The organism is Flavobacterium davisii (assembly GCF_042182265.1).
Classification (GTDB): domain Bacteria; phylum Bacteroidota; class Bacteroidia; order Flavobacteriales; family Flavobacteriaceae; genus Flavobacterium; species Flavobacterium davisii.
This window is the reverse complement of the sequence record NZ_CP097869.1, coordinates 255,557-268,926: the sequence shown is the minus strand read 5'-3', so window position 1 is coordinate 268,926 and position 13,370 is coordinate 255,557. Positions and strand designations below refer to the sequence as shown.

The following is a 13,370-nucleotide window of genomic DNA, read 5'->3' as shown; positions in this document are numbered from 1 at the left end:
TAAACTGCCCAAAAGTACAAGCAACTACTCGTCATACTTTTGTATCATAAAAATCAAAAATCCTATGAATACAAAATTAATCAAAGCGATATTCTTATTGTTATTAATAACGAACATGCCCATGAGTCATGCTCAGTTTGGTAAATTGTTAAACAAAGTGGCTGAAAAAGCTTTAGGATCACCAGAAAGTGATGCAAAAAAAGCAATTATACCTGATAAAAAAGATTTAAAAGCACTAGAGGAAGATGCAGGGGATCCTTTTTTAGAAAGTCAGAATTTTAAAAAAGAAGGACCAAGCGGAATTTATTATGCTTCTATACCATTAGGAATAAAAAGCTTAGTAGATGATAAAATATTAGCCATTAAAAAAATTTATTTAGAATTTGATGACTCAAATTGTAAAGCTAATATGTATACCCGATACCATTTTAAAAAGAAAAATGGGAATCCTATTATAGATACACAATATACAAGTTGGATTAGTTCTGGTATTAGCGGAAAAGCTAAAGCAATGCTTTTACAACAAATGCGGTCTAAAGGAATAGTACACTACAGAGAATGTTATATGCCAGATATTGCGTATGTTCAATACCAAAGTAAAAACCCTGTAGAGGGTGTGAAGAAAGGAGAAATTAGAGGATTGTTGCAACTAGAACCAGGATTGTTTTATGCTTCAGATGAGCCTTATGCAGCTTCTGGAGGAAATCCTTATGGGCACAATCTATTTGAAGGACAACAATATTTATTCTTTTATAAAATAGGTATGGAAGATAAAATTAAAAATTATCCACCAACAAAAATCGCTCAGATTTTTCAAGATATAGAAAAGAAAAAAGAAGAGGCATATACCGCTGGAAATTCTTTACCTAAAAAGGCAACACCTGCGCAAGTACCCACTCAAAAAGAGATATTAGAAGCTATAAAAAAACGAACAACCGATTACAATTGGAAAGAAACACCTATTTATGGATATTCAATAGGAGAATGGGAACCTCAGTATAAAAATTTGCACAATGGAAATGGAGAATATCTAAAAACATTAACCTCTAGAATCATGCCTATCGTAGCAGTATTTAAAAAAATAGATGGGACTTGTGGATTTATGAATATGCAAATAGAACAACAAAACGCCTATTTAAGAGCGGGTGACTTAAAAGAAAATTATTTAACTCCTCCAACTGATTACGCTAATTCAGGGATGGATCCAATTTCTTGTGATAAAGCCAATATGTATAAATTTAAATAAATATAAAAATGAAAAATGTATTAAAAATAGCTTTTCTACTTGTCGTAACCATTATTTCAAACGCCTGTTCTAAAGAAGAAGAAAAAAAGAATGAAATACCTATGCCGACAATAGTAGGAAAATGGGAATTTTCTAAAAAAATAGATTATAACGAATTAGGACAAGAACAATTTAGAGACTATGTTAATAAATGTGGGACATCAAAAGATTATCTATTAATAGAATTAAATAAATCTTATACAGAAGCGATCACACCTTCAAACTGTCAGCCAGAAATTAATAAAACAACTTATGTTTATGAAAACAACGAATTAAAATTAGTAGATTTTTCTTATAAATTAAAAATAATCTCTCTAACTGCCAATGAATTAAAAGTGCAATACCTAAATAATTCAAAGTCAAGAGCAGGAATAGATACTTACCTATTAATAAAAAAATAAAAATGTTTTCTGAGCCAGTTAAAACTTTTTATTAAAATGAAAATAATCAGTAAAAATAAATTAGAAATTTTTTTAGTCTTTTTTTATACTATGATTTTTATCGGAATTTTTTATTCCTGTAATCATGTAAAAGAAAATAAATTCAGGCAGAGAACAAAAAGAATAAAAAAAGAAAAACGAGTAAACTCTAAAAAAAATAAAATAAACCCTTATGATGTAGTAATAATAATCCCTACACAAAAACAATTAGATAGTTTACAACTTAACATGAGTCCTATCTTTTATAGATGACAATATTTTTTATATTAATCAAGCTAAAGAATATTGCGAAAACATTCATTCAATAGTACAGGAAATAGAATCTGGAAAACCATTAAATTTTATTACGAAAAAGGGGATTCAATTCCCCATTTCTACCAAGGGACTACTATGGGAAATAATTGTTTTTAATGGTGTTACCCCGCCAGAATATATAGATTGTACTAACCTACAACAAGAAATTATGAGCGTTTATAATAAATCAAAAAATGAATAAAAGATAATAAAATATTTAAATAGATGAAAATAAACAAATCAATACTAATCATAATAACATTATTGTTTTATGGCATAACTACCGCACAAACTTATGGTGCAATTGGCTATATAAAAGCGGGAGCTACAGGGAACGGAACCTCGTGGTCAGACGCATCAGGAGATCTTCAAGCCCTAATAAATACTAGACGTTATTCTCAAATTTGGGTTGCAGGAGGAACATACAAACCTAACAGAAAAGCAGACGATTTAAATACAATTACCCCCAATAATCAGCATAATGCTTTCGTAATATCAGGTGTAATTAGTATTTATGGAGGCTTTGCAGGAACTGAAGTAAGTCTAAACGAAAGAAACTTATCCCTAGCTTCTAATGAAAGTATACTAAGCGGAGATTTAGGTATTGAACAAATGTCTAGAGACAACGCTTACCATGTTGTTATTCTTTCGGGTTATGCAACTCTTGATGGACTTACGATAGCAAACGGTGTTGCATCATGTTATGGAAACTGTATTACGGTAGATAGACATGATATAGACGGAAGAAGAGGAGGAGGAATATATACTATTGAATCAAAAAATACGATCTCTAATGTTACAATCCGAAATAATTGGGCAGAAGCAGAAGGAGGCGGAATGTACCTAGGAAGAAGTCCCGATATTAGAACTAATTTAACATTAATTAACACCGTTTTTTGGAATAATTCTACAACAGGAAAAGGAGGTGCTATTTTTGCGTTATCATCCCAACCCAAAATTACAAATTGCGTATTTTCTGGTAATTATGCTCAAAATGGTGGCGGTGGAATTTGTGCTAGAGAATCTTTAGCCAGTATTTATAATACCATATTTCATCAAAATAATGCCCGATGGGAAACATTAGGACATGACATTTTTGTAGATGATTATAACTATCCAGTTGGAACCGTTTTTATATATCCTGATGTACATTATTCTATTTTACAAAATTATAGACTCAATGCGTACTATAATAATAATTATGTTGGCAATTATCAGCCATTTAAAGATCCGTTAAATGGTGATTTTACACTAACTAAAACATCTTTTTCCGTTTATGATACAGGAACCAACTCAGTTCCAGGTATAACCCTGCCTACTAGAGATAAAGCAGGTAATCAACGCATCGTTAATCAGATAATTGATAGAGGAGCTTATGAGTATAAAAGTTATAGAACAATGAAAGAAGCCCCTACTCAAAAAAAAAGAGAAGACAAACTACTGCTTTTCCCTAACCCAGCCAGTGATGATTTAAATATAGAGATAGAAAGTGATATAAAACAGATGGTAATATACAATGAACAAGGACAGCAAGTCTTTTTGGGTACCCAGAAAAAAGAAAATATCAGTTGTTTAAATAATGGCGTTTATACGATAAAAATAGAAGATGAACAAGGTGAAATTAGAACAACTAAGTTTCTGAAAAAATAATAGTTTTAACACAGATTCCACATTAGACTTCGTTGTGAAAAATAAAGTTGAATAGATTTTTAATACGGAATTCTATCTAACTTATTTTAAGTAATTGATAAAAATTAAAATCTCTAATTTGATTTTATTTTGTCCTATGGCTACAAAATGAGAACGTGATCCGACATTAATTGCTGCCACATTGGGATTTACAATTCGCATTTTTTCGAAACTTTTCATAAATTTTCTTTTTATTAAAATGCGAGGAAATGTAATATCTTAGCTAAAATTATTCTATACGAGATAACATGATGTTTGATCATTGATTGTCTCAAAGGGCTTCCATTTGGAAGCCTTTTTACATTTCAGCCAAAATTTGGAGGGGATAAATTCATCATTTTTTACATAGGCTTTGCTCGCAAGTGCAAGTTAGCTCTCATTTGTCAAAGAATAATACTTTCTTGAAATCTGGGTTAAATAATATAGCAAAACATATTTCTTATTATTCTAAAAAAACAAGACTTTGAGTACATTATTATGTTAACTGAAAATAAGGTTTGGTAAACTCAATCCTTATTTTTTTTTGTATCGATCTATTTTTGACTAAAAGTTTAATTATCATGAAAAAAATTTTACAAATTTTAGTTTTAGGGACTACTCTTTTAGTTAATGCGCAAACCCCCATTTATCATTTTAATTTTGATAATACATTATCAGACATAAACAACACTGTTCGTTTTGTACCTAATCCAGGAGTTGTAAGTACAGCAAATCCTACCTATCTAAGTGGTTATAATGGATCAATAGGTTTACAAGTGAACGGCACTTTTAATGTTCAGGCTAATCTTCCTAATCTACCACAAGGAAACAATCCTAGAACGGTTATGATACGTGTTCGTTCATTTCCTATAAATGGAGTAGAAAATCCGCTTTTTCATTACGGTTCCATAGCTTCTCTAGAATCTTTTGGGTTAAAACATGATGAGGTTAATTCAGGAAATATAACCAGTTTTTGTGGTGGGAGTGGAAATCAGAGAACCATTACGCCAGATGAAATGGATATCAATCAATTTTATTTACTAACCGTGACGTATGATGGAACAAACATCAAAGTTTATAGGAATTCAAAACAATTATTTAGCTACTCTATAAATTTGAATACAAATGGAACCCTTTTTAAAATCGGTCAATTTTTACAAGATGTTAGTACTTACAACTCCGTTGGATTTAGAATAGATGATTTAAAAATATTTGACACCTGCCTAACAATAAATCAAATTAGCAAAGAATACGTATACCATTCGGATTTAAATAATGGATTAGTAGCATTTTATGATTTTGAAAATAATTTAAATAGTCACAACGGATTACATAATTTTCAACCTAATGGAACAATTGGATATGCCGCAAGTATAGATGGAGGAAAAGCAGTTTCTTTTAGCGAAACAGGGTTGATATATAACACAAGTTTAAATACCGCATTAAGCCAACAAAATTACACAATCTGTTTTTGGGAATACAGACCAAGACCAGCAACAACTTTATACAGTACAAGCTATGAAATTTTTGGATCCCAATATTTTAGAGAAAGACAAGGGAGCTTAAGGATTTCAGCGGCATATGATGCCACTAATAGTTTGCCAGAAATTCAATTGCGAAACACTACTTTTTTAGGGTTATGGAAACACTACGCAATTACTTTTTCAAAATTAGGATCCAGTACTAATATAGCTGTTTACGAAGATGGAATTTTTAAAATGTCAACAAATATAACTCAAGCAGCAAACCTGTATAAATTTAATGATAAATTTACTATAGGAAGTGGAACAGATGCAGCTGGAAACTTTATGAACGTTAAGAATGCAAATCTTTCTATTGATAAATTTTTTATTTATAATAGAGTTTTAAAAGAATATGAAATCAATTTAATTAAAGACCAGCATCAAAACGCATTAAACTACACTTCCTTATCTTCGTCCGAATTTAATCCAAAAACGCTAAAAATTACACTCTATCCAAATCCTGTTAATCAATTTCTAAATATTGATGTTGAAAATGAAATAAAATCAATCGAAATATACAACCTACAAGGACAAAAAATAGTACAATTTAAAAACAGACAAATAGATATGACCGATTTTAAAGAAGGAATATATTTATTAAAAATAGAAGATACAAATGACAAAATCATAACGAAACATATTATAAAAAGGTAATCATTTTTATATAAATCCATTCAAGAGGGAGTAAAGTAAAAAAGGATAAAAAAATAAATCCTAATTTACTTGACAACCCCTCTTTTGCAATTGTATATTTGCCCCTTGATTTTCAGAAGACTTCTGGAATTTAATTTCTAAAATTTAAAATAAAGTATGAAGTTATCCAATTTCAATTTTAATTTACCAGCTGAACTATTAGCTGAATACCCTGCGGAAAATCGTGATGAATCTCGTTTAATGGTAGTACACCGTAAAACAGGAGAAATAGAACACAAATTATTCAAGGATATAATTGAATATTTTGATGAAGGGGACGTAATGGTAGTAAATAATACTAAAGTATTCCCTGCTCGTCTTTATGGAAATAAAGAAAAAACGGGTGCTCGTATTGAGGTATTCCTATTAAGAGAATTAAATGCAGAACAACGTTTGTGGGATGTATTAGTAGATCCAGCTCGTAAAATTCGTATTGGAAACAAATTGTATTTTGGTGATGACGATTCTTTAGTAGCAGAAGTAATTGATAATACAACTTCTCGAGGGAGAACATTACGCTTCTTATATGATGGTTCTTATGAAGAATTCCGACAAAAATTGGTAGATTTAGGAGAAACACCTATTCCAAAGTATATTAATAGAGAAGTAACAGAAGAAGATGCAGAACGTTATCAAACTATTTATGCTAAAGAAGAAGGGGCGGTTGCAGCACCAACCGCTGGTTTACATTTTTCTAAACATTTAATGAAACGTTTAGAGATAAAAGGAATTAATTTTGCTGAGGTAACCCTACACGTAGGTTTAGGAACTTTTAACCCAGTAGAAGTAGAAGATTTATCAAAACATAAAATGGATTCAGAAGAAGTTTTAATCTCAGATGAAGCTTGTGAAACTGTTAATAAAGCTAAATTAAATAAAAAACGAGTATGTGCTATAGGAACTACTACCATGCGCGCTATGGAAAGTTCTGTTTCATCCAATAAAACACTAAACTCTTACCAGGGATGGACTAATAAATTTATTTTTCCTCCTTATGATTTCTCGGTTGCAGATTGTATGGTTACCAATTTTCATACACCTAAATCAACTTTATTAATGATGATTTCCGCTTTTTGTGGACATGATCTTATGATGAAAGCTTATAAAGAGGCAGTAGAACAAAAATACCGTTTTTATTCATACGGTGATGCAATGTTAATTTTATAAAAATTACTTTCATAAATACACAAAGGGTTGTTTAAAATATAAAACTACTTAATTACTTATTGTTTTAATTCAGATAAGATATCATCTTCGTGTTGGTTCATCTTTCAATAAAAGTAAAACGATATAAAATAAAAAAGTAAGATATGTTTTTAAGCAACCCTTTGCATCATTTTACCCCAGATCCCACATTAGATTGCGTTATGAAATGAAAATTTTCAATAAATTTAAGTACTTATCTGAAAGTTTTAGAAGAAGAAATAAAGAACTATTGAGGTAATCTGGGTTAAAATTAGCGGACATACTTGAATTGGAAGAAAATAAAGAGAACTAGATTGATTTTCACAATTCACTCCGTTCAAGTCTGATGTCAGAATTGGGACTTAAGTACTCTACACTTTAATAAAAAATGATTTCCAAATAAATTTTAAATACTCAAAGAAAAATAGAGTAACAATATCTTTTTTGGATTTATACTTCTTGAAATAGGCTTTAAAAAATGTGTTTAAAATAGCCCCTTCATTTTAATATTTTTGCTCTGACAAGTAAAAAAATCAGATATAAAGAGTTATTTAACTTTGATTTTATTGATAAATGTTGTTTTTGAATGAAACTAAAAATATTTTAAAAAGCGTCCGTTAAAAATGTATTTTGTTTTGTTTCATAACGTTAGCTTAACATTAAAATAGAATATAAGAAGTACCTTTGCCGGAATTTTAAAAAAACCTAATAAAAAATGAAAAAAATTAAAAGACTAACCTGTCTTATTTTAGCATGCCAAACATTAGTATTCTGTTCTCGTGACAATGAAACAGATAGTTCAAGTGTTGAAGTTAAAGCAGAAAATCAAAGAAAAATTGTAAAAGCATCATCTGTTGATAATGGTGATATGATGCTAGGAAATCCATCTAAAGCTAATCAAGAAGATTATAATAACTATCTATTAGGGAAAGAAAATTATACACTTTCTTATAATAATAAAAAAGGAACGCCTAACTGGACAAGTTGGCATTTAGATTATAGAAACTTAGGTTCTACTAGTAGAGCTAATGATTTTAGAGCAGATACAGGATTAAATGGTTCTTTCTTTTTAGTTTCTCCAACTCATTATAAGGATAGTGGTTTTGATCGTGGTCACATGTGTCCTTCAGCAGATAGAACAAACACTTTTCAAGCAAATTCAGAAACATTCTTGATGACCAATATGGTACCTCAATCACCTAAAAATAACCAACAAACTTGGGAAGGTTTAGAGGAACGTTTAAGACAATTTGTTAGAAATGATGATAAAGAAGTTTATATTATTGCAGGTCCTTATGGACAAGGCGGTACAGGTAAAAATGGAGGTGTAACTAAGTTCTTAGCGAATGGTAAAATTTGTGTTCCTTCTAGTACTTGGAAAATAGCAGTAATTTTAGATGAAGGAAATGATGATTTAACACGTATTGATGAAAATACTACAATCATTGCAATTGATGTTCCAAATAATCAAAATATAGATAGAGATTGGAAAAAATATATTGTAAAAGTATCTGATATTGAGCAAAAAACAGGGTTTTCTTTCTTTTCAAGTATGACATCCACTCTTGCTAAAAAATTAAAATCGAAGACATATTCAGGAAAATAATAATATCACAAAAAATGTTAAAAAGCCACTTGTTTAAATAAGTGGCTTTTTTTGTTTATCTTACTTTTCGTATATTTACCAGCTGAAACTCACCGAAATGACTTTTCAAAATACACTCGCTTTTGCAAAACAACTAGACGAACAGGATCCTTTAAAAAATTATCGTTCCGAGTTTTTATTTCCCCAGCATAACGGAAAGAATGTTGTTTATTTTACAGGAAACTCACTAGGCTTACAGCCTAAAAGAGCCAAAAAATATGTAGACGATATAATGAATGATTGGGCTAATTTGGCAGTAGAAGGTCATTTTTATGCAGAAAAACCTTGGTGGGATTATCAAGAACGTTTTGCAGAACCTTTAAGTAAAATAGTGGGAGCAAAACCCAATGAAGTAACGGTTATGAATACATTAACAGTCAATTTACACTTGTTAATGGTGTCCTTTTACCAACCTACTCAAAAACGTTATAAAATTATTTGCGAAGAAAAAGCATTCCCTTCAGACCAGTATATGTTTCAAAGTCAAGTGAAATTTCATGGTTTTGATCCTAAAGAAGCTATAGTAGAAGTTCAACCACGCAAAGGAGAACAGACAATTAGATTAGAAGATATTTTAGAAAAGATAAATGAAGTAGGAGAAGAACTAGCCTTAATTTTGTGGGGAGGAGTCAATTATTATACGGGACAAGTTTTTGATATGAAAACCATAACCGAAGAAGGACATAAGGTAGGAGCCAAAGTAGGTTTTGACTTAGCGCATGCAGCTGGAAATATTAAATTAAAATTAAATGAATGGAATGTTGATTTTGCTGCTTGGTGTTCCTATAAATATATGAATTCAGGTCCAGGAAATGCTTCTGGATGTTTTGTACACGAAAAACATCACCTTGCCGATTTACCTCGTTTTGCAGGTTGGTGGGGACACAATAAAGAACGTCGTTTCAAGATGGAACCCCATTTTGATCCTATTCAAGGAGCAGATGGTTGGCAAGTCAGCAATTTACCCGTCTTATCCTTAGCCCCTTATTTAGCTTCAGTAGAAATGTTTGCGGAAGTTGGAATGGAAAAATTAATTAAAAAACGAGATCAATTAACAGCCTACTTAGAGTTTATTCTCCGAGAAATTGATCAAGAAATCACAGGAACTAGATTCGAAATCATTACACCCACCAATCAAGAAGAAAGAGCTTGTCAGTTGTCGATATATTTACATGGACAAGGTCGAAATCTTTTTGATTATTTAATGGCTAATGGCGTAATTGCCGATTGGCGCGAACCTAATGTAATCCGATTAGCTCCAGCACCTTTCTATTGTTCATACGAAGATATGTATAGATTTGGTGAAATTTTAATTCGATTTTTAAAATAATAATTTGTTTATGAACCCTCCTTAGAGAGGGAGCATTTCAAATAAAATTGATTATATATGAAGAAAGAATTGTATTATGTTGTATTATGTATGTTTAGTAGTGTATTTTTAAATGGACAAACGACTAACAAAGAAAAAATAGCATTAGATTTTATCCGTGGTAAAGTCAACAGAAATGAACGTAGAATACAAAATGAACTAAGATTAAATAATGTAAGAAAAGGAAAATCAGGAGAAACATTACGATTTCAACAAGAATTAAAAGGAGTTCCAGTATTTGGAGCCGAATATATTGTAAATTTTAATGATGACGAAAAAATTGCTTTCTCAACTAATAGTTTTGATCCCACTATTGAAAATATTAATGTAATCCCAGCTTTAAATACAGAAACAGCCTTAAAAAAAGCAAAAGAAAGTTTAGGTGCTAAAGGAAATTTACATTTTGAAGAATCTAAACTTTTTCTTTATAATCTTACAAAACCCACTAGATTAGCTTATAAAATTAATCTACAATATGATGATAAACCAGGAGATTGGGAAATATTTGTTGATGCTCAAACAGGAGACATTATAAGTTTAAAAGATGTAGCAGTCTATCATCATAAAAAAAATACGTCATATAACAAAAAAAGCTATGAAGCCAAAATACCATACGCTTTTAGAAGCGGAACAGCGATGGTATTTAATCCAGACCCACTCTCAATCGGTAAAAATACTTATGGAGTAGGCGATTATATAGATAATGGGGATAATACCAATGAAAGTTTAGATAATGCAAGAGTAAATGTTGTTTTACCAGAAATAACGTTTGATTTAGGAACACGACTTTATAGATTAAAAAGCTCGTATTGTGATATTGGAGATTTTCAATCGCCAAAACAAGGTCTTTTTGAACAAGTATCTGAAAAATTTGATTTTACACGTGATAAACCAGGTTTTGAAGCAGCTAACGCTTTTTATCATATAGATAATAGTTTAAGATACATACGCAAGACTTTAGGAATTAACTGCCTTCCTCAAAAAAACAAAGGATTGGTTATTTTTGATCCTCATGGTCTAGAAGGAAGTGATAATTCTGAATATATCGCATCTTCAGATAGAATAGCACTCGGTATAGGAGGAATTGATGGAGGAGAAGATGCAGATATTATTTTACATGAGTTAGGACACGGAATACATGACTGGATGACAGGAGATAATAGTTCATTTGTTGAAGGTCTTGGAGAAGGATGTGCGGATTATTGGGCTCAATCGTATAGTAGAAGTTTAAATCAATGGTTACCAACAGATCAAGAATATCATATTTTGTTTAACTGGCAAGGTAATGGTGATTTATGGGAAGGAAGAACAACAAATTATCCTGAAAAATATCCTCAAGGATTAAAAGGTGCTATTCATACAGACGGTCAAATTTGGGCTACGGCGTTGATGAAAATTTATGATATAATTGGAAGAAAAAAAACAGACACTGCTTTTTTAGAAGGATTAGCTTTAACAAATTCTACATCAGGTCAGGTACAAGCCGCTAGAGCGTTTCGTCAAGCCGCAATCAATATGAATTACCCCTGTTCAGATATTAATACGATGACAAGAATATTTAACGAAACAGGATATGGTTTAGAAAATGTTCCACTTATATTAAATGTTCCAGCTAATAAAATAGAGCAAACAGGAGGAGGAAATGTGTTTGTTTTACCCGATTATAGATTACAGTGTAACGCAATAGTTACAACTTGTGATGCTGTTTTAACCCAAAATCCTCTGCCAAATACCAATTTAGATCCAGGAGATCACATCATTACTATTACAGCAGTTTCCCCTTCAAATGGAATGGTAGCAATAAATAAAACATTTAAATTAACCGTTGAAAGTAGTTTGTCTAATGATCAATTTATTAAACTTGATTTTAGTATTTCTCCTAATCCAGCAAATAACACCATTACACTTAGTGGGGAAGAATTAATTAATAAAAAAATGGAAATATTTAACATTTTAGGACAGAAAATAATAAGTAAAGAAATGTTATCCAATGAAAACCCAGTCGACATATCATCATTGAATAAAGGTGTTTATTTTGTAAAGTTTCAAGGAGTAAACGGAGCTAAAAAATTCGTAAAAAAATAATTTAATCAAAAAGAAAGAAAAATAGCAAAACAATGCTAAGGTATCAATTATTTTAGCCTTCTGTAAAATTCAATTTTTAAGTTTTTATTAAAAAATATGACAAAGCAACAAATTATAGACAATTTTGATCCATCACAACCAGGATTAGCAGACGCAACAATTTTTGGATTACCTTTTTCTGCTGACGATGCCGAAATTATTGTAATACCTGTTCCTTGGGAAGTAACTGTAAGTTATGGAGCAGGTGCTTCAGAAGGACCTGAAGCTATTATGGATGCCTCTTTTCAAGTAGATTTAAATCATCAAGATTTTCCTGAATTATGGAAATTAGGAATTTATATGGATGATGCTCCTAAACATTGGAAATTAAATTCAGATAAATATAAAGCATTAGCCCAACCTATCATTGAGGCTTTAGAAAGTGGCGAAGACGTAGCTACTTTTCCAGTTCTACAATCAGATTTAGATAAAATTAATAAAGCTTGTCGTGAATTACATACCGAAGTAAAAGATAAAGTACTATCTTGGATGAACAAAGGGAAAAAAGTAGTTCTCTTAGGAGGAGATCACTCTACACCATTAGGCTATTATGAAGCATTGGCTTCTAAATATCAAGATTACGGTATCTTGCACTTAGATGCGCACATGGATTTACGGATAGCTTATGAAGGATTCAAGTATTCACATGCGTCCATTATGTATAATACCCTTCAAATTCCTCAAGTTACTAAAATCGTACAAGTAGGAATCCGTGATTTTTGTGAACAAGAAGTAGAAGTCGTACAAAATGCTAATGGAAGAGTGTTAGTTCACACAGATGCAGATTTAAAAGCAGAAACTTTTGAAGGTATGACATGGGCGCAGCAATGTGATGCCATCATTGCATCATTACCTCAAAAAGTATGTATTTCATTTGATATAGATGGTATGTATCCGTGGTATTGTCCTAATACAGGTACCCCCGTTCCTGGAGGTTTCTCCTTTGAGCAAGCCACTTATTTATTTAATAAATTAGCAGAAAGCGGTAAAGAAATTATTGGTTTTGATTTGGTAGAGGTAGCCCCAGGAGAAGATGATTGGGATGGAAACGTAGGAGCAAGGATGTTATTTCACATGTGTGGCGTACTAGCTAAAAACAATGGAATGAAAACAGGAAAACGTATTATTTTTCCTAGAAAATAAA

General features: G+C 31.1%; 10 protein-coding genes. 9 read left to right on the top strand and 1 reads right to left on the bottom strand.

Features of this window, described 5'->3' with window-relative positions:
• Positions 1-64: 64 nt before the first annotated feature.
• The 3 genes from NAB20_RS01040 (at position 65) to NAB20_RS01030 (ending at position 3,669) form a co-directional block, all read left to right on the top strand.
• Positions 65-1,246: a hypothetical protein gene (locus NAB20_RS01040; protein WP_375605364.1), complete on the top strand. Its 1,182-nt coding sequence runs from the start codon at positions 65-67 to the stop codon at positions 1,244-1,246.
• A gap of 8 nt (positions 1,247-1,254) precedes the next feature.
• Positions 1,255-1,686 (top strand): lipocalin family protein, encoded by a 432-nt coding sequence (locus NAB20_RS01035; RefSeq protein WP_375605363.1) that lies wholly within the window; start codon positions 1,255-1,257, stop codon positions 1,684-1,686.
• 558 nt (positions 1,687-2,244) lie between these two features.
• Entirely contained in the window at positions 2,245-3,669 is a 1,425-nt protein-coding gene (locus tag NAB20_RS01030) for a T9SS type A sorting domain-containing protein (RefSeq protein WP_127823820.1), read from the top strand.
• A gap of 81 nt (positions 3,670-3,750) precedes the next feature.
• Here NAB20_RS01030 and NAB20_RS01025 read toward each other — a convergent pair whose 3' ends face one another.
• Positions 3,751-3,888, bottom strand: coding sequence for a hypothetical protein (locus tag NAB20_RS01025; RefSeq protein ID WP_375605362.1), 138 nt, complete (start codon positions 3,886-3,888; stop codon positions 3,751-3,753).
• A gap of 380 nt (positions 3,889-4,268) precedes the next feature.
• Here NAB20_RS01025 and NAB20_RS01020 point away from each other — a divergent pair, with 380 nt between their 5' ends.
• From NAB20_RS01020 to NAB20_RS00995, 6 genes are all read left to right on the top strand, one after another.
• Entirely contained in the window at positions 4,269-5,864 is a 1,596-nt protein-coding gene (locus NAB20_RS01020) for a LamG-like jellyroll fold domain-containing protein (RefSeq protein ID WP_105195792.1), read from the top strand.
• A 156-nt stretch (positions 5,865-6,020) separates the two neighbouring features.
• Positions 6,021-7,070, top strand: a complete 1,050-nt coding sequence (queA, locus tag NAB20_RS01015) for a tRNA preQ1(34) S-adenosylmethionine ribosyltransferase-isomerase QueA (protein ID WP_014164809.1) — start codon at positions 6,021-6,023, stop codon at positions 7,068-7,070.
• A 733-nt stretch (positions 7,071-7,803) separates the two neighbouring features.
• Positions 7,804-8,694: a DNA/RNA non-specific endonuclease gene (locus NAB20_RS01010; RefSeq protein ID WP_375605361.1), complete on the top strand. Its 891-nt coding sequence runs from the start codon at positions 7,804-7,806 to the stop codon at positions 8,692-8,694.
• A 97-nt stretch (positions 8,695-8,791) separates the two neighbouring features.
• The gene (kynU, locus tag NAB20_RS01005; protein WP_088394334.1) at positions 8,792-10,063 is read left to right on the top strand and encodes a kynureninase; all 1,272 of its coding nucleotides are present in this window, start codon (positions 8,792-8,794) and stop codon (positions 10,061-10,063) included.
• Positions 10,064-10,120: 57 nt separating this feature from the next.
• Entirely contained in the window at positions 10,121-12,187 is a 2,067-nt protein-coding gene (locus NAB20_RS01000; RefSeq protein WP_127823817.1) for a T9SS type A sorting domain-containing protein, read from the top strand.
• Between the two features lie 96 nt (positions 12,188-12,283).
• A complete protein-coding gene (locus NAB20_RS00995; protein ID WP_105195795.1) occupies positions 12,284-13,369 on the top strand; it encodes an agmatinase family protein in 1,086 nt (361 codons plus the stop codon).
• Position 13,370: the final 1 nt, after the last annotated feature.